General features: G+C 46.5%; 17 protein-coding genes, 7 tRNA genes and 1 pseudogene. 8 read left to right on the top strand and 17 right to left on the bottom strand.

Annotation, left to right across the window (positions count from 1 at the left end; all coding sequences use genetic code 11):
- Nucleotides 1-18: 18 nt before the first annotated feature.
- From EBB54_RS01020 to EBB54_RS30485, 6 genes are all read right to left on the bottom strand, one after another.
- Entirely contained in the window at nucleotides 19-726 is a 708-nt protein-coding gene (locus EBB54_RS01020) for a flavodoxin (RefSeq protein ID WP_243127462.1), read from the bottom strand.
- Nucleotides 727-756: 30 nt separating this feature from the next.
- Entirely contained in the window at nucleotides 757-1,356 is a 600-nt protein-coding gene (locus EBB54_RS01015; RefSeq protein ID WP_125125998.1) for a flavodoxin family protein, read from the bottom strand.
- Nucleotides 1,357-1,438: 82 nt separating this feature from the next.
- Nucleotides 1,439-2,437 (bottom strand): aldo/keto reductase, encoded by a 999-nt coding sequence (locus EBB54_RS01010; protein ID WP_125125997.1) that lies wholly within the window; start codon nucleotides 2,435-2,437, stop codon nucleotides 1,439-1,441.
- Nucleotides 2,421-3,065 (bottom strand): DapH/DapD/GlmU-related protein, encoded by a 645-nt coding sequence (locus EBB54_RS01005; RefSeq protein WP_125125996.1) that lies wholly within the window; start codon nucleotides 3,063-3,065, stop codon nucleotides 2,421-2,423. Before EBB54_RS01005 ends, EBB54_RS01010 begins: the two co-directional genes overlap by 17 nt.
- A gap of 56 nt (nucleotides 3,066-3,121) precedes the next feature.
- A complete protein-coding gene (locus EBB54_RS32415) occupies nucleotides 3,122-3,265 on the bottom strand; it encodes a hypothetical protein (RefSeq protein ID WP_408640790.1) in 144 nt (47 codons plus the stop codon).
- Complete coding sequence (locus EBB54_RS30485; RefSeq protein WP_125125995.1) at nucleotides 3,262-3,492, bottom strand: hypothetical protein; 231 nt, start codon at nucleotides 3,490-3,492, stop codon at nucleotides 3,262-3,264. The genes EBB54_RS32415 and EBB54_RS30485 overlap by 4 nt, the downstream gene beginning before the upstream one ends.
- Nucleotides 3,493-3,735: 243 nt before the next feature.
- Here EBB54_RS30485 and EBB54_RS00990 point away from each other — a divergent pair, with 243 nt between their 5' ends.
- A complete protein-coding gene (locus EBB54_RS00990) occupies nucleotides 3,736-4,623 on the top strand; it encodes a LysR family transcriptional regulator (RefSeq protein ID WP_125125994.1) in 888 nt (295 codons plus the stop codon).
- Between the two features lie 520 nt (nucleotides 4,624-5,143).
- On the opposite strand, the gene EBB54_RS00985 is transcribed toward EBB54_RS00990, so the two are convergent.
- The 6 genes from EBB54_RS00985 to EBB54_RS00960 form a co-directional block, all read right to left on the bottom strand.
- Nucleotides 5,144-7,165: a S8 family peptidase gene (locus EBB54_RS00985; protein WP_125125993.1), complete on the bottom strand. Its 2,022-nt coding sequence runs from the start codon at nucleotides 7,163-7,165 to the stop codon at nucleotides 5,144-5,146.
- 131 nt (nucleotides 7,166-7,296) lie between these two features.
- Complete coding sequence (locus tag EBB54_RS00980) at nucleotides 7,297-7,740, bottom strand: GNAT family N-acetyltransferase (protein ID WP_125125992.1); 444 nt, start codon at nucleotides 7,738-7,740, stop codon at nucleotides 7,297-7,299.
- A gap of 179 nt (nucleotides 7,741-7,919) precedes the next feature.
- Entirely contained in the window at nucleotides 7,920-9,068 is a 1,149-nt protein-coding gene (locus tag EBB54_RS00975) for an MFS transporter (protein ID WP_125125991.1), read from the bottom strand.
- A gap of 335 nt (nucleotides 9,069-9,403) precedes the next feature.
- Nucleotides 9,404-10,006 carry a rubrerythrin gene (gene rbr / locus EBB54_RS00970; protein ID WP_004073587.1) on the bottom strand — a complete coding sequence of 201 codons (603 nt, stop codon included), beginning with the start codon at nucleotides 10,004-10,006 and terminating at the stop codon, nucleotides 9,404-9,406.
- A gap of 120 nt (nucleotides 10,007-10,126) precedes the next feature.
- Entirely contained in the window at nucleotides 10,127-11,143 is a 1,017-nt protein-coding gene (locus tag EBB54_RS00965) for a glycosyltransferase family 2 protein (RefSeq protein ID WP_125125990.1), read from the bottom strand.
- 3 nt (nucleotides 11,144-11,146) lie between these two features.
- Nucleotides 11,147-11,623, bottom strand: coding sequence for a pyridoxamine 5'-phosphate oxidase family protein (locus tag EBB54_RS00960; protein WP_125125989.1), 477 nt, complete (start codon nucleotides 11,621-11,623; stop codon nucleotides 11,147-11,149).
- A 462-nt stretch (nucleotides 11,624-12,085) separates the two neighbouring features.
- Between EBB54_RS00960 and EBB54_RS00955 the strand changes: the two genes are divergently transcribed.
- From EBB54_RS00955 to EBB54_RS00925, 7 genes are all read left to right on the top strand, one after another.
- A tRNA-Pro gene (locus tag EBB54_RS00955) sits at nucleotides 12,086-12,160 on the top strand.
- A gap of 8 nt (nucleotides 12,161-12,168) precedes the next feature.
- Nucleotides 12,169-12,239: transfer RNA gene (locus EBB54_RS00950), tRNA-Gly, on the top strand.
- 62 nt (nucleotides 12,240-12,301) lie between these two features.
- A tRNA-Arg gene (locus EBB54_RS00945) sits at nucleotides 12,302-12,375 on the top strand.
- Nucleotides 12,376-12,380: 5 nt separating this feature from the next.
- Nucleotides 12,381-12,454 (top strand) — tRNA-His (locus EBB54_RS00940).
- A gap of 58 nt (nucleotides 12,455-12,512) precedes the next feature.
- Nucleotides 12,513-12,584 (top strand) — tRNA-Gln (locus tag EBB54_RS00935).
- A 39-nt stretch (nucleotides 12,585-12,623) separates the two neighbouring features.
- Nucleotides 12,624-12,696: transfer RNA gene (locus EBB54_RS00930), tRNA-Lys, on the top strand.
- Between the two features lie 91 nt (nucleotides 12,697-12,787).
- Nucleotides 12,788-12,868: transfer RNA gene (locus tag EBB54_RS00925), tRNA-Leu, on the top strand.
- A gap of 62 nt (nucleotides 12,869-12,930) precedes the next feature.
- Here EBB54_RS00925 and EBB54_RS32410 read toward each other — a convergent pair.
- The 5 genes and pseudogenes from EBB54_RS32410 to EBB54_RS00900 all read right to left on the bottom strand — a co-directional run.
- A pseudogene (locus EBB54_RS32410) lies at nucleotides 12,931-13,122 on the bottom strand (ABC transporter ATP-binding protein); the annotation flags it as partial.
- A 433-nt stretch (nucleotides 13,123-13,555) separates the two neighbouring features.
- A complete protein-coding gene (locus EBB54_RS00915) occupies nucleotides 13,556-14,035 on the bottom strand; it encodes a metallophosphoesterase family protein (protein WP_125125988.1) in 480 nt (159 codons plus the stop codon).
- On the bottom strand, nucleotides 14,032-14,646 hold the full coding sequence (locus EBB54_RS00910) for an XTP/dITP diphosphatase (RefSeq protein WP_004077477.1): 615 nt from the start codon (nucleotides 14,644-14,646) through the stop codon (nucleotides 14,032-14,034). Before EBB54_RS00910 ends, EBB54_RS00915 begins: the two co-directional genes overlap by 4 nt.
- 255 nt (nucleotides 14,647-14,901) lie before the next feature.
- Nucleotides 14,902-16,065 (bottom strand): THUMP domain-containing class I SAM-dependent RNA methyltransferase, encoded by a 1,164-nt coding sequence (locus EBB54_RS00905; protein ID WP_125125987.1) that lies wholly within the window; start codon nucleotides 16,063-16,065, stop codon nucleotides 14,902-14,904.
- Nucleotides 16,066-16,195: 130 nt separating this feature from the next.
- Nucleotides 16,196-16,381, bottom strand: a complete 186-nt coding sequence (locus EBB54_RS00900; RefSeq protein WP_125125986.1) for a hypothetical protein — start codon at nucleotides 16,379-16,381, stop codon at nucleotides 16,196-16,198.
- Nucleotides 16,382-16,595 lie beyond the last annotated feature (214 nt).

The raw sequence follows: 16,595 nt of genomic DNA, 5'->3' as shown, positions 1-16,595 counted from the left end.
GATCCGATATGAACTTTATCAAGCTTTCATAAAAGTCATTATCCTTTTTTCAAGCCAATTTCTGATTGTTTCTTTTGAAGTTCCACCCTCAAACCGCTCCCCATCCAGCCATTTTGTTGAATCCGGACACAGGGAATGAAGGTTGCTTGCACTAGAACCAATCCCACTGCTATGTGAAGTGCAAAATGGCACAATTGTCTTTCCCGAAAAATCATAGCTTTCTAAAAATGTACTGATAATGCGAGGAGCTTGTCCATGCCAAATCGGATAGCCAAGGATTATCGTATCATATCGTTCCATATTTTCCACGCTGCCGGAAATTGCAGGCCGCACATTGGGATCGTTTTGTTCCTGGTCTGCCCTGCCATTCGTATAATATGCAAGGTCATCCTCTGTATAAGGTTCTTCCGCCACTATTTCATAAATATCTGCATCAAGAATTTCTGCCGTATATTCTGCCAGCGGTCTTGTCGTACCTGTAGCAGAAAAATACACTACCAAAGTTTTTGTTTCCATATCCGGCTCCTGTTCCGGCTCCGAAACTGCCTCTGGTGATTCTTGATTTTCAGTTTCAGAGCCTTCTTGTTCATGATTTGTCGATTGGTCTGCCTGCCCGCCTGTTTGCGTCAGATTGCTTTCCGCCCCATTTTCACTGTTTTCATTTCCGCATCCAGCCATGGTAAAAAGTAGTAGGATTGAAAGCACCAGGTAAATTCCTTTTCTCAATTTTACAACCGCCTTTCCTCTAGGTCTTCCTTAAAAAATTCCCTTATGCCTGTCAGCCGCATTCAAAGAAATCAACAAATGCGCCATATTCCGACCGAGATTTTTCATCGTAGCAAGCCCTTCTTCATCCTTCTCTACATCACCTGGCATCTGCCCATAAGCCATTGGCCAATAAGAAGAACCTACAATAAACATATTCTGCAACATAAAGAAATGGTTCATTGCATCAAGCGCATTTAACGCACCGCCTCTGCGTGCCGCCGTAACAGCCGCACCAACTTTATGCCAAAAGAGATTCTCATTACGATTCATATCCGTCACTACTGAGGCACGCTCCAAAAGAGCCTGCATATTCGCAGATATATTTGCCGTATAAACCGGTGAGCCAAGAATGATCCCATCTGCCTGTGTCATCTTATTAAAAATTTCCTGAAATAAATCTTTTTTATGCACACAGTTTTTCCTTCCGCCGCAAGCCCAACAAGCCTTGCAGGGTTCAATAATTTTGCCGGAAAGCTGTACCATCTCTGTTTCAATTCCCGCCTGATGCAATTCCTCAAACACAGTATTGATAAGAATTGCTGTGTTCCCATCCTTTCGGGCACTACTGTTAATCGCTAATACTTTCATTTCCTTACCTCCAACTGAATATTAAATATATAAACTTCTGAATTTGTTCCGCAAATCCTAAAGCATCAGCCCCTTCACTTTTCTAATACCAATCATGTTTCTCGCCACGGTCAAGGGCATTAATACGCTCCATTTCGTCCTCGGTTAATTCAAAATCAAATAGTTCTGTGTTCTCCTGGATATGATCCGGATTACTGGAACCAGGAATAACTACAACACCTTTCTGAAGATTCCACCGAAGAATAACCTGTGCAGACGATTTTCCATGAACCTCCGCAATCTCAGAAATGACCTCATTTCCAAGCAGTTCTGCCGTATATCCCCTACCGCCAAGCGGATACCAGCCCTGCACAGCAATCCCAAGGCTGTGAATGTATGGAATTACATCGTTTTCCTGATAATAAGGATGTATTTCGTTCTGAACCAGAGCGGGTGTAATGTTTATCTGCGGTAAAAATTCCTCCAGTTCCTCAACATACCAGTTTGATAAGCCAATCGAACGTATCTTTCCATCAGCAACCGCCTGTTCCATTGCGAGATAAGCCTCAACATCGCCTGTCCCGGGGTGATGAAGCAGCATCATATCAATATATTCTATATCTAATCTGGCAAGCGCTTCCTCAATCGCAGCTTCCGGATTAGAAAATTGATTGGGATAAAGTTTTGTTATCACAAAAATTTCTTCCCTCGGTATACCGGAATTTCTGACAGCCTCTCCCACACTTTCCTCATTATGGTACATATATGCGGTATCTATCAGACGAACGCCGCTGTTCAATGCCGCCGTAACGGAATCCACACAAACTTCATCTGTCAGGCTGTAAGTACCAATCCCATAAATCGGCATTTCATATCCACTGTTCAGCATGACAGTTTTTCTGGGAAAATCAAAAGAAATATCATTTGTCATGACTTGCTCCTCCTGTTCCTGTGTTGTTTCTTCCATCTGGGAAATTGTTGACGGCTCTGTTGTTTCAGCATGTTCCGGCCGCTCGGATTGTTCCATCCCAGCATTTTTGCCGCAGGCCGACAGCATAACGATAAGTGTCCCCGCCAGCATACATTTAAACAGCCTTTTCATGCAGCACCTTCCTTTCCCCAACCTGCTCCTGTTCTCTGGACAGACAGCTATATCCTTGAGGTATTTCTTGCGGAATCACTTTTAATACTTTTGCAGGAACGCCTCCCACTACTGTCATAGAGGGAACATCCCGTACAACGACGGCTCCTGCTGCAACTACTGCATAGTCGCCAATCGTTACTCCTGGTAATATCGTTGCGTTAGAGCCAATCCATACATGAGCGCCAATCTTTATCGGCGCATAATGATTTTTTCTGTTATTCTTTGGATTCAGATCGTGGTTGATTGTTGCCAGTATAACATTGTGTCCAATCAGTGTACCATCTCCAATCCTTATCCCCCCCTGATCCTGAAAATGACATCCTGAATTGATAAATACATCTTCCCCAATTTCTATGTTTTTTCCAAAATCTGTATAGAACGGGGGGAACATCCGAAAAGAACTGTCTATCTTTTTCCCGATCAACCTACTCATTAGTCCCCTGAGTTCTTCCGGGGTATGGTAATGGGTATTCATTTCCATACCGATTCGGACAGCTTCCTGGAAAAGCTCATTCGCATATGTACCATACTCAGGACTTTTTTCTTTTTCTGTTCCAAATCCTTCTATTACTTCCTCTATTGTCAAAACCCTTTCCACCTTTCTTAACGAATGAATTTTATCCAACTACGCTCCACCAGTTACTACATCTCTCTTTCCCATTCCCGTAACGTCTGAACGTTAGTATCATCACCCAATTTTTCCAAACGCCTAATTTCTTCTCCGTCCAGCTCAATTTGCGCTGCCGCTGCAGCTTCTTCTACTTGTTTTACTTTGGTAACTCCTATAATGGGAAGAGTTCCCTTTGCAACCGCCCAGGTTTTTCCACATCATCCGGATTCAGTTCCATCGGCTCCATTCCTTCCGCAACACCAAACACCTTTGAACCAAGGCGATAGATTGCAGAAGCTGTACCTTCATTCAAAATATACTTAAGCCAGCGTGGAGTCAGATGACCGAGCTGGTTCCTTCCAAAATACACCTTATCAGGGTTGTGAAAAATAAAATCATTCATATCATTTGCTCCGTTGTTTCCTTGTTACATCCCGCATCAATCAGATTTTGATGAATGCTTTCATACATATCGTTTGCTTCTGCCATCTTTTATCCTCCTTCCAAGTCTATTGTAAATCGCCGCAAGTCAAATATCAAATACATATATAGAATGTTCTGTCATACTTGAAAGGTATCTATATTTTTGTTACAATCCAGACATAGCGCAATATCTAAAACCATCGAACAACAGGAGGATTTACATATGGATATTCGGGTATTACAATATTTTCTCGCCGTCGCAAGGGAAGAAAGCATAACGAAAGCCGCAGAATCATTACGCATGACACAGCCGCCCCTCTCCAGGCAGCTCAAAGACCTGGAAGAAGAACTAGGGAAACAACTGCTCATCCGTGGCAGTAAGAAGGTTACTCTGACCGAAGATGGGATGCTGCTGCGTAAACGTGCAGAAGAATTGGTAGACCTGATGGAAAAAACAAAAGCGGAACTGACTTCTTCCAATGAAAATATCAATGGTGCAATCTATATCGGATGCGGCGAAACAGAGGCCATCTCCTTTCTGGCACAGGCCGCGTGGAATTTGCAAAAAAGTCACCCTCTGATCCACTACCACATTTACAGCGGCGATGCAGAGCGTGTCATGGAGCGTCTGGATAAAGGGCTGATTGACTTCGGGCTTCTCGTCGGCCCGACAGACATAAGCAAATATGATTATATCCGACTTCCGATGCAGGACACATGGGGCGTGCTTATGAGGAAAGACAGCCCGCTGGCTGAAAAAGAGACAGTCCAGGCAGAAGACCTATGGGATAAACCATTGATCCTGTCCCACCAGACTTCCATAAACAGTGAAATGTTTTCCTGGCTGAAGGCGGACATTTCAAAGCTGAATGTCGTAGCCACTTATGATCTTGTCTACAACGCGGCGCAGTTTGTAAAAAAAGGATTTGGATATGTGATTGCACTGGATAAACTCATCAATACCACTGGCGACAGCAACCTTTGTTTTCGGCCGCTTCTTCCTGCTTTACATGCGCAGCTTTGTATTGTCTGGAAAAAATATCAGGTACTTTCCAAGGCCTCTTATACATTTCTCCAGCAATTACAGAAGGAATTAGATACTTATATGTAAGCTGCCTGCTTCTCAAAGCGCATCTGCCCATTTCCTCACCAAGTTTTGGGTTCCAGGAATTTGCCATTGCAGCTGCGGTTGGAAAACAAGTGGCAGGCAGCGAAGCATTCAACCCCAACTGATCTCCCGCCCCTTCCTGCTTACGCACCCCTTGCGGCCCATCTGCCATTGTCATATTAGGGATTCTGTTGCCACAGTCCCATCAGATGTACGCCCTCCTGTACTGTAATCAATATCGCCGTCTAACGTAAAGGTTTCCTCGTCCAATACATGGTGTGAGTCTGAACGGATAGTAATTATGTATTCGCCTGCCTCTAAGAGATAGCCTCCATTCTCTGTCTTTATTTTAAATATAACATCAATCGCTATTTTATGTGTATTTACACAATTTTATGTATCAACAGGCAAACATATGGAAAAAGGATACCTACACATACCAATTAAAGCGGTACAGGTATCCTATTCTTAATTTTAGCATAGCAGAAATTAACCAATCTTCCCCAAAAAGTCTCCCCTAATCCTACATCGGCAGACTGTTTTCGACACACAACGCCCCATACCCCACCTGAGGGTTAGGATACACATCAAATCCCGGCAATGGCTTTGCTCCTCTCCTTAAATAAGCCTTTACTTTTTCGCTGTACAAATAAGGATCTTCCCCCTTCACAATCCCCCATTCCATGAGCAGCGCCGCACCTCCTGTCACAAACGGCGCCGCGAATGAGGTTCCCGTTACCGGGGCATATCCGCCTCCTGCCGCCGCTGTCATCACATTGACCCCCGGTGCTGCCAGATCTGGCTTGAAGGCAGCCATATTTTCATATCCCGCCGTATATTCCGTCCGTACCCCTCTTCCGGAAAAATCTGCATACGTATAATTCAAAGCATCATATGCCCCCACTGTAACGACCCTCGATGCAGTAGACGGAATCGTAAGCGTAGCACTGCTTTCCGGATATAAAAATGCAGTCCCCACATTCAATGCCCCCTGGCTTGGGAGCCACATTTCGTATTCTCCGTTTACAATCTTTCTGGGGGTCAGTATGATCCTCCAGACTCCGCTGTCAATATAAGACTGTCTGGGCAGAAAATCTATAAAAATTTCCTGCCGCACACTATAGGGGCTGGGTTCCCCATAGTACAGCAATATCTCCGTATTTCCCAGCACAAATCTCTGGGATCCCAATATTTCCTGAATCGGTCCCACCCGGACACCGGAAGGACTGACCAGGGAGATATCCACCTGATCTACATAGGACTTCCAGATCTGCACATTCAGCACAGGCTCATTCGTCTGCACCCCTAGCTGAACTACTTCTTCCTGGTTCTCACGCATCCGCCCGGCCGTATGCCCTGCACTGGTTCCCTCGTTTCCGGCGCCTACGCAGATCACGCTCTTCCAGTAATTAGAAATATCATCCAGAAATCGTTCCAGCAATGATGAACCATCATGCGGGCCATACGTATTTCCAAAACTGATATTCACTGCCACCGGCATCCGCAGTTCCAGCGCTTTTTTGATCACATAATCGACTCCCTGCATCAGCTCTGTCGTCCTCGGAAAACCATCCGCCCGGGGGCTGCCCATTTTCACAACCAACAGTTCACTCTCCGGCGCCACCCCGGCATACTGTTCCGCCACTGCCGACATATCTAAGCGAACGCCGGTTCCTGCGTCTTCCGGTGTCCCCGACTGTAAGCTGCCCATCGCTCCTTCCGACGTCCCTGGCCGCAAATCGCCCGCCGTTCCTCCTGCTGCAGACTGCCGCAAGCTGCCCGCCGTTCCTTCCGACTCCCCCGGCTGTAATCCGCCCATCGTTCCTTCCGACGTCCCTGGCCGCAAATCGCTCGCCGTTCCTTCTGCCGCACCCGGCCGCAGACTGCCCGATGCCCCTTGTCTCTCCCCGCGCTGCCGCCCGTTCCCGGCGGCAATTCCGGCCACTGCCGTTCCGTGTCCGGAAAAATCCCGGCTGGGTACGATCCGGTATCTCTCCTGAAGGGTCTCCGCTGACAACGCCTCGTTAATCTGTTCCCGTGTATATTCCGTACCTGCCGCATATCCTGCCGGCGGGTTTCCTGTAATCGACTGATCCCACAGACAGCGAATCCTGGTCGTCCCGTCCGGATTGCGGAAATCCCACAGATTATAATCAATCCCGCTGTCTACAATCCCGATCAGAACCCCTTTCCCTCTTAAAGAAAACGGTGCCTGCCGTACCGGATTGACGCAGGAAACCCGTTTCCCATTTGACACCTGAAAAAACAATCGTTTCGGCTTCTCAATATACTCGACCTCCGGAATCGTTACCAGTTCCGGGATTCTGGATTCGCGTATCACAATGACCGCATATTCATTGGCCATCTCCGTTACAGACTCCGCCACCAAGCGGACAGCGTCCAGGTTTCCGGAATATTTAATAATCAGATCCCATTCCCGCTCAATCGGATCATATCCCACATCCAGTTCCAGTGATTTTCGGCGTTCCTCCTCCGTAGCATCCAGCGCAAGATTCAACTGATTATCTGCTTTCTGACTATTCACAAAACATCGCCGCCTTCCCTCTCCTTCCTTTTACAATATGCGATTTTCTCCGAATTGCGAATCAGTCATTCCATGTTCCCTAAACAAAGAACGCAGGAAATCCCACTTTTCCCTGCGTTCCAAACTGAAATCTACCGCCCCATCTCAAGAAGAATTTCTGTTGTCCCTTCTTGCAGCCGCCTTTCTCCTGTAAATAAAAAACCGTGCTTTTTATAAAAATGGATTGCTTTCGTGTTCTTCTCCAGAACCCACAATGAATTGCAGCCCATCCTTTCAATCGCAAATTCCATCAATTCAGTGCCGATGCCCTGATTTTCAAAAAAACTGTCAACGTATAATTCTTCAATCCGGTTTTCCTGAATATGCACCATTCCTTTGACAATTCCATCATCATAAACCCATATACCCTTTAATTTATCCGGGTTGTCTATATAATCCTTTGCTAATGGATAAACCTGCATTTCTCCAAACGACACCAGATCGTTTTGAAAGATCCGCCTGTAATTCATGCGTTTTGTAAATATCAATATTTCCGCTATTCTTGACGCGTCATTTTTCACTGCCTGTCTTATCATCGTATTTTTCTCCTTGCGGCTTACAATTTCCTGTCAGTTTTTCTGATCTTACTAACGAAAGCTTACCGTCTAACAATTTTCGATCCGCACATTAAGTATAGCATACGTTCCATATCAATGGGTGAAAAACTCGCATTGTTCATCATCTGCCCGCTTTTTGAAAAAAGGATACGCTCCGTTTACCAGCGTGAAAACCATCCCCCTGCAAGCGGCGACAATACAATCATAATCATCGAAAATGTAAAGGATTCTATGGAAATCAACGTCGCCCGCTGGTCCGACGGAAACATATCCTGAAGAACCGTATTGGTCCTGACCTGCAGGGCATCATCCCCCAGCGCGGCGGCAAAGCCCCCTGCCGTCATCAGTATACAGAGCCCGGAGTGCTCCGCCAGTATTCCGCAAAATACAAGCAGCCCGGTAATCACAAATACGCTTCGATACTGCAGTTGCTTACATTTGAGAATGATTTTTGCGCCAAATATACCGCCAAGTTCCATAAAAAACAGCGCAAATCCAAGCGCAGAATCCGACATGCCGCTTTCCGGCAGCTTTGCCTGCAGAAAATACAGCAGCAAAATGTCCGCAGCTCCGACCAGCGAATTACAGAACATGAGCAGGACGGCGCCCTTTGCTTTTTTCATGAAGGAAAGGCTTGTGATAAAGCAGGAAACAAGCTCGCGCCCTATATTATGTAAGATGATCTGCAGATTCCGAAGCTTCGCTTCCGATTGTGCCAACGGGCTTTGCTCATTGTTTTCATGTTTGCGGCCTGTGCCCGCCTCATACAGCGATCCCAGCATCCAGATCTGTATCATGCCGATCAGAAGGTCCGCGCCGTACGCCATTTGATACCCGATGAAAAGTGCAAATCCGGCACATAAAGTAGAAAGCCCTCTGCAAAATCGCTGGATCATCAGTTGATTGGATGCATATTTTTCATAACGTGCTTCCTGACCTGCCAGTTTCAGTGAATCATATGCCAGAGCTTCCCCTGACCCAGACGAAAAATTATAGTTTGCCGCCTGAAACATCATAGAGATGCATATCATCCAGAAATTGCTGGAAAAGATCATAACAATGTTGCCGATCGTCCGCATGATGCTGCTGACGATCAGCATATTTTTTCTTCCAAATACATCGGCAAAGACGCCTGACGGAATTTCCAGGATCAGGCTGGTTATATGAAATACGGTTTCTGCAAAACCAATTTCAACCAGGCTGTAACCGCGTGCCGCAAGAATTGCGATCCATGCACCTGACAGTGACAAATAGCCGAACACGGTTGATAAATAAAGTCTCGATATTTGTTTTTGAATATTCTGCATAAAAAAATCTCCTTAACTGTAAAATGAATATCGTTAAGGAGATAATGTGCCAATGTAAAAAGATCCGCCGGATCATACGCAGAAGCCGTCAAATATATGGCTTATGCATATCCGTTTTGCCGCAAATCCTCCTAAAAAAAGGCGCACTATCCCCGTAAAGAGGAAAAATGTTGCCTTTTTTCAGTTGCAGATTCGTCATTTTCCAAAACATAAATCCAGCCTCTCTTTTCGTATCTGTATATAAACATAACATAAAATTCCGGATCTGCCAAGATAAAAATTTTCCACCTGTACGGTTGCTCAAAGAGCATCCAACCGTACAGGTGGAAAATATACTAATGATTACCCTTATAAGGCGCAAGCTCATAAGGCAGGAAATACCCCTGCTCATGATGACAGGACGGACAGGATGAGGGCGCCTGCTTTCCTTCGAAAATATATCCGCAGTTTGTGCAGATCCATTTTCCGGTATCTGCACAGGCAAAATACTCGCTCTTTTCCAGCATTTCCGCCACTTCCGCAAAACGGAGCTGGTGAGTCCGCTCCACCTCCGCGATCAGTGAAAACGCGGATGCTGCCTCCAGGAAGCCTTCCTCCTTGGCAACCCGTGAAAACTCCTGGTATACGTTTTCCGCCTCTTCCTTTTCATTGTGCTCTGCCGCGCGGATCAACTGCGCCAGGCTTTCCTGCTGGTCCACAGGATATCCGCCGTCAATAAATATGGTATCCCCAGAAAGGCTTTTCAGCAGTTCATAGTACCGCTCCGCATGGGCGCGCTCCTGATCTGCCGTGTATACAAAAATATCCGCGATGGAATACATTTTCATCTGCCGCGCCTTTTCTGCCCCGATCGTGTAGCGGTTCCTCGCCTGGCTTTCCCCGGCAAACGCCCGCATCAGGTTTTCTTTTGTCTTGCTTTCCTTGAAATTAACAGCCATAGAACAAACTCCCTTTCTTTTTCTATATCTTTCGATAAATAGTCTGTCCCCAGGCTGGAAAAATATACTTCTAAAACCAGGATTTTCTATCGCCTTTCTAAAATCAGGCCCACCGAAGCGTCAATTAAACCCGATCAGTCTTCTCGCCACGCTGTAGGCCATAGAAGAAACCTTTCTCCCGGATCTGCCCGGCAGGTTCATAGTCTGTCCCAGGATGCCGTAACGGATCTTCAGGAAAATTTTGTAGTCCATCTGTCTCAGGTATTTCCACAGTTCTTTTTTCTTCTGCAGGTTCTCCACATTTTTGGAGCGGATACATAATATAGAAGATACCGTCATCATGATTGCCAGATAATTGATCATATACTTTCTGAGCTTCTTGCTTCCGATCAGGCGCAGATCATACATGGATATCATGCTCTTTGTCACATAAATCTGCTGATCCACGCGGCTGATCATGATCTTTTCATTGACCGACTGATCCTCCCTGCCGATAAAATAGCGGTAAAAATCCACGTCCAGATAATAAAGCCTGCGCACATGCGGAAGCGGATAATAGACATAAATGTTGTCCACATAAAATGTATGCTTCGGAAGCTTTAGCTGACAGAGCTTCAGCATTTCCGTGCGGTACATGACCGAATGCATCAGGATATACTGATCCAGGTGAAAGCTGCCGATGTCGTCCCAGCGGAAGATTTCGTTCTGAGGAAGGACATTTCTGTAATGGATGACTTTCTTGTGCTCCACGCCTGTTTTTTCATAGACATAATTGGAGACGATCATATCCACTTCTTCCTCTTCGCTGACAAATCCCTTGATCACTTCCAGGAGCTTCATGAGGGAATCCTCGTCTACCCAGTCGTCGCTGTCCACGACCTTGAAATATTTTCCCGAAGCCTGGGACAACCCGGAGTTGACCGCGTCGCCATGCCCGCCGTTCTCCTTATTGATCACCCGCACGATGGAGGGAAACCGTTCTGCATACTGTTTCCCGATCTTTTTCGTCCTGTCTGAGGAACCGTCATTCACGATCAGAATTTCCACATCCTCGCCTGCCGGCAGGATCGAATTGATCGCCTTCTCCATATATGCTTCCGAATTGTAGCACGGAATCGCAAACGTTATATACTTCATCCTTTAATGTTCTCCCTTCACTCTTCGTTTTCCGGTCATTTCCTCCACCACAAGCTTCATCACCGCCGTTTTCGGAACCGCCCTTGTATCAAATTCAAAATGTGTTTCATGATAATGGTCTGTCAGAATGGTCAGCGCTTCCATCTTCTCTTCCTCTGACACGATCTCCACCTTTCCCTTGCCGATCACACTTTCATATTCCATCGTACACTGCCCGTTCTCCTCAGAGGACACCAGCCGGTGTGAGCAGTCCATCTCAAAGGAAGCGCGGCTGTCTTTTGCAAGCAGTTCGTATTTTTTTCCTTTCTCCGCTCCGTGAAAATACAGAGTCACCTTTCCGTCCTGCGCCTTCAAACCAAAATTCAAAGGGAGGATATACGGATAGCCGCCATCGTTCAGCGCCAATCTGCACACGTCACATCTCTTCATGATCCCGATCATTTCATCCACATCTTTTACTTCCCGGTCCGTCCTTCTCATTTGTATCGTCCTCTCTCTTCCTTTTGTATCGCTCCATCCGCGTCTGCTTTTTGTCCCGCACTGCCGTTTTCACCATTCGCATCTCCTTCGATCCGTACACGAATGCCTGTGCGGCCTGCTGTTTTCAAAAATAGCATGGCCGAACAATGATGTCAAGGCTTTGTAAGCAATTCATTGCGATTCACCGTTACGATTCGTTACTGGTCACAGCCATATAAAAATCAGCAGACAGATTCGTCAATCATAGCATTTGATGATAAGCTGTTTGATGATTTTTACGACTGGAATCAGTCACTTTGTTTTTCATGTAACCGAAATCTCGTATTCTTTCTGCATTTTTCTGCGGTTCTGAAGTGCCGATAAAATTCCTGCAAAAATTCGATAAAATTTTTGTTGACAATGTGCTCAGTATACTATATAATAGGTCTTGCGTCACGGGTAGGACGTATGGTTTTGATGTTGCGGGGTGTGGCTCAGCTTGGCTAGAGCGCCTGGTTTGGGACCAGGAGGTCGCAGGTTCGAATCCTGTCACCCCGACGTGATATGCGGGTGTAGTTCAATGGTAGAACACCAGCCTTCCAAGCTGGATACGTGGGTTCGATTCCCATCACCCGCTCTCTTACAGAAGTTATTTGTAAGGAGCCTAAAGAAGTAATAGATGGGGGCTATTTTATTTGTGAGTCTGTAGCTCAGCTGGATAGAGCAACGGCCTTCTAAGCCGTAGGTCGAGGGTTCGAATCCCCCCAGGCTCGTTATGGTGGGTATGGTGCAGTTGGTTAGCGCGTCGGATTGTGGTTCCGAATGTCGTGGGTTCGAGTCCCACTACCCACCCTCTTCTCGCAGGAAGAAGAAAGCATCAGGAAGACATGATGTTCATTTAAGTCTTTGATGGGCTATCGCCAAGCGGTAAGGCACAGGACTTTGACTCCTGCATTCGCTGGTTCGAATCCAGCTAGCCCAGTTACCTGGCATGATCCAGGCGGGAATTTCATAAGATTACGGGCGTGTAGCTCAGGTGGTAGAGCACTTGACTTTTAATCAAGTTGTCCGGGGTTCGAATCCCCGCACGCTCATTCGAAGAAAAATATCCAGGAAATTGATTCCCGGATATTTTTTCATCATGTATATGTCTGATTATTCATTTATATATTTTATTGTGTTTATGCGGATATGGCGGAATTGGCAGACGCGCCAGACTTAGGATCTGGTGTCTACGACGTGCAGGTTCAAGTCCTGTTATCCGCATCAGATAATGATAATCCGAACCCGGTTCCAATCGGAGGCGGTTTCGGATTTTTAGTATATCTTTAGTGCTGAAAAAGGCGGTTTTCCTTTTCCGCCGCTTTGCAAATCCAGATTTTCCCCTGTGCTTCCTCTACTAAATTCCTTATAGAACCCGCATACAAAAAACGACCTTTGTGCATAATCGCAAGCTGGTTACAGGTAGCCGCTAAATCCTCCACTACATGGATGGAAAATAGTACCGTTCTGTTTTTGGATCTCCTGCAAGATCCCCCATATACTCCAAACATTCCTGAACTGTCAAATTGGGGTAGAGTTCAAAGAGAAAAACTATCTTCTCTCTACCTTGTTCAAAGGAAGAGGAAGATCTTGCGGACAACCAAGAAAAAAATTTTGAGCACCCTGCCGGACAGCAACAGCCTGTTTCCCTATCCAAATTCTGTTTTTTGATTTTCTTAACCAAAACATGCACGATCCTGTCTCGGCCTGCATACATATAGATATAGACGGTACCTCTCAGATACCGTCCCGACGCCTCAAAAACTCCATGGAGGATACAAGACATGCTGCATCCCGCTGTTATTATCATTCTGACGTGCATATCATTTCTGATCGGGCTTGCCGTGGGCTATTGCTGCGGCAAAGGGGAAGATTGAAAGAACCGGTCTTTTCCCCGGCCCTCTTCCCTTATTACAGGAAAAGCTGGTGAAATTCCGCCTCTCCCTGGTCTTTCGTCTCCATGATCATATAACTGCCCTTCCGTCCCTCCTGGCGCGGATAGGACAGGCTTCCCGGGTTGAGCACCGTGATGCTCCCATCCTGCTCCAGGTACGGCCGGTGCGTATGCCCGAACATGACAATATCCGCGTTCCTTGCCTTTCCCTCTTCCTTGATCTGCTGCGGGTCCAGGGAAACGCAATATGCGTGCCCGTGAGTGATAAACACCTTTTTCTCTCCGATATAAAACTCCTCTTCCTTCGGAAGATCCGAGAAAAAATCGTTATTCCCTCTGACAACGTGCTTTTCACACCCAACTACGGCATTGATATATTCTTCTCCGCCCTCTACATCCCCAAGATGGATAAACATGTCTACCTCTCCCGCACTTTCCAGCGCACGGTCCAGGTTTTTGTGATATCCGTGAGTATCACTGACAATTAAAATCCTCATTCCTCTTCCTTCCCAAATCTTGCTTCGATGATCTTGCGCATGGCACGGAGCGCGTTCCCGCGATGGCTCAGCTCATTCTTCTTGTCCGGATCCATCTGCGCCGTCGTACAGCCGTATTCCGGCACATAGAAAATGGGATCATATCCAAAGCCATTTTCCCCAAGCATCTCCTGGGCAATCGACCCTTCTATCGTACCGCGAACCGTTTCCACACTTCCGTCCGGAAATGCCGCCGCAACCGCGCACACAAACCTGGCGGTACGTTCTTCCTCCGGAATCCCCTCCAGCTTGTCCAGCAAAATGCAGTTTTTCACATCATAAGAAGTATCCTCTCCCGCAAATCTCGCGGAGTAGATTCCCGGCGCCTTATCCAGATAATCAATCTCCAGGCCCGAATCATCCGCAAGGACAATGTCATCAGGAAGAAGCCGTGAAATTGCCCTGGCTTTGATCTCCGCATTTTCCTCAAAAGAAATCCCGTCTTCCACGATGTCAGCCTCCACTCCAAGCTCCTTCATGGAATAAACCGGCATTCCCAGATCTGATAAAATCATGCGGATTTCAACCATCTTATTTTCATTTCCTGTCGCAAATACAATTCTTCTTTCCATAATCCTACCTTCTCAGTTCATCTTCAGTCTTTCTATCATTCTTTTCTATGATGCCAAGCAGCAGATTGATCCGGCGCTTGGTACATTGATCCGATCCATACAACTCATGCCCTCACGCGAAACGCCTTCAAAAGACCGCCGGATGGCCGGCTTTCGGTGCCTCTGGACATAAATAGTCGGACTAAACGTAGTATACCACAAAATCATTTATTTTGCGACCAAAACCCATAATCTTTCCGGGATTCCATTCGAAAATCAGTTTTCCGGACCTCTCTTTTCTCGTCTGGGCGGTTTTGGGCCCATAAATTGATAAAAATAGGTCTTGATCATTCCATTGTATATCTTTCGATTCTTATCTGCCTTCCTGCCAAAGTACCGCTCTGCGTCCTCATACCCGGTGATCACATAGGCGGACCAGTCGGACAGCCGCCGGAAGCTTTCTCCAAACTCCCGATAGATCTGCGGCAGAGACTCCCGGTCCTCCAGCCGTTCCCCATAGGGCGGGTTGGTAATGATAAATCCATACTTCTTAGGATGGCGCAGTTCGCTTACCAGACGCTGCTGCAGATGGATCAAATGCTCCACCCCGGCGTCCGCGGCATTCTGCCTGGCAGCCCGGATCACCTCCCCGTCCGCATCATAGCCCTGGATATCCGTCTCCACATCCAAGTTTTCCAGTTCCCTTGCCTCATCTGCCGCCTCAAGCCACAGCTTCCGCGGTATCAGGCCCGTCCATTCCTCTGCCGTGAAAGACCGGTTCAGGCCCGGCGCCATATTGGCAGCAATCATAGCCGCCTCAATGGGAAATGTACCGCTTCCGCAGAACGGATCTACAAGGATTCGGTCTTTTTTCCACGGAGACAGCAGGATCAGTGCAGCCGCAAGCGTCTCCGTGATCGGCGCCTTGCTGGAAAGCTGGCGGTATCCCCGCTTATGTAATGATACGCCGGATGTGTCGATCCCCACCGTCGCAATGTCCTTCATAAAAAAAACACGGATTGGGTAGGATGCCCCTTCCTCCGAAAACCGTTCCTTCCGGTAGCGTAATTTCATCCGCTCTACCATTGCCTTCTTCATGATGGACTGGATGTCTGAAGGGCTGAACAGGGCGCTTTTCACCGATGCCGCCTTTGTCACCCAGAACCTGCCGTCTTCGGGAATATATTCCTCCCACGGAATCTGCTTCGTCTTTTCAAAAAGCTCGTCAAATGTGACTGCTTTAAATTCTCCGGTCTTTAACAGAACCCTTTCCGCGGTCCTCAAAAACAGATTGGCCCTGCAGACCGCCCCCTGATCTCCCCGAAACGTTACCCGTCCGTCTTCTACTTTTATGATCTCATATCCCAAATCCAGAATCTCCCTTTTCAGTACCGATTCCAGGCCAAAATGGCAGGGAGCAATCAATTCTACCCTTTCCATGAAAACCTCCTTCAAACCAGATCCTTCTCTGATCCCGTATTGATATCTTACTATAAATCAGGGGCGTAGTAAAGTTGAATTTACTACGCCCCTGATATTTACCTGCCAGATGGTTATTGGTAACGGTAACTTAGTAGTTGCTCTTCTCGTTGTATGCGTTTCTGTTCTGGCTGTTGCTCTGATTGCTGTTCTTGTTCTGTGCGTTAGAGCTGTTCTTGTTCTGCGCGTTCTTGTTTGAGTTCTTGTTGCTCTCATCCGCGTAAGATGAATAGGAGCTGTTGCTGTTTGAATTTGAGTTGTTCGTATTCTTTGCCATGAGTAAAATTCCTCCTGAAATTATTTAGTACACTCATATTCTCTCTCTATTTTGTTTTTTTATGCATCGAATTTTCCTCAAATTTTGATTTTCAGCCCATTTTAAGCCATTTTCTTTTAATTTTTATAAAGAATTTTTCATTTTTGCTTGCATTTTCCAATTTGATATATTATACTAAGATTTGTAGAAAGTATACTTTCTACAACCCCTTATT

Origin of the sequence: Schaedlerella arabinosiphila (assembly GCF_003885045.1) — a bacterium.
In the GTDB taxonomy this organism is placed as follows: domain Bacteria; phylum Bacillota; class Clostridia; order Lachnospirales; family Lachnospiraceae; genus Schaedlerella; species Schaedlerella arabinosiphila.
This window is presented reverse-complemented; position numbering and strand designations above follow the sequence as displayed.

Excerpts from the sequence above, each read along its gene's own strand:
- EBB54_RS00910 (WP_004077477.1), bottom strand. The coding sequence starts at position 14,646 with ATGGAAAGAAGAATTGTATTTGCGACAGGAAATGAAAATAAGATGGTT.
- EBB54_RS01010 (WP_125125997.1), bottom strand. The coding sequence starts at position 2,437 with ATGAAAAGGCTGTTTAAATGTATGCTGGCGGGGACACTTATCGTTATG.
- EBB54_RS00900 (WP_125125986.1), bottom strand. The coding sequence starts at position 16,381 with ATGGCAAAGAATACGAACAACTCAAATTCAAACAGCAACAGCTCCTAT.
- EBB54_RS00965 (WP_125125990.1), bottom strand. The coding sequence starts at position 11,143 with ATGAAGTATATAACGTTTGCGATTCCGTGCTACAATTCGGAAGCATAT.
- EBB54_RS00915 (WP_125125988.1), bottom strand. The coding sequence starts at position 14,035 with ATGAGGATTTTAATTGTCAGTGATACTCACGGATATCACAAAAACCTG.
- rbr (WP_004073587.1), bottom strand. The coding sequence starts at position 10,006 with ATGGCTGTTAATTTCAAGGAAAGCAAGACAAAAGAAAACCTGATGCGG.
- EBB54_RS00960 (WP_125125989.1), bottom strand. The coding sequence starts at position 11,623 with ATGAGAAGGACGGACCGGGAAGTAAAAGATGTGGATGAAATGATCGGG.
- EBB54_RS30485 (WP_125125995.1), bottom strand. The coding sequence starts at position 3,492 with ATGAATGATTTTATTTTTCACAACCCTGATAAGGTGTATTTTGGAAGG.
- EBB54_RS00990 (WP_125125994.1), top strand. The coding sequence starts at position 3,736 with ATGGATATTCGGGTATTACAATATTTTCTCGCCGTCGCAAGGGAAGAA.
- EBB54_RS00975 (WP_125125991.1), bottom strand. The coding sequence starts at position 9,068 with ATGCAGAATATTCAAAAACAAATATCGAGACTTTATTTATCAACCGTG.
- EBB54_RS00980 (WP_125125992.1), bottom strand. The coding sequence starts at position 7,740 with ATGATAAGACAGGCAGTGAAAAATGACGCGTCAAGAATAGCGGAAATA.
- EBB54_RS01015 (WP_125125998.1), bottom strand. The coding sequence starts at position 1,356 with ATGAAAGTATTAGCGATTAACAGTAGTGCCCGAAAGGATGGGAACACA.
- EBB54_RS00905 (WP_125125987.1), bottom strand. The coding sequence starts at position 16,065 with ATGGAAAGGGTAGAATTGATTGCTCCCTGCCATTTTGGCCTGGAATCG.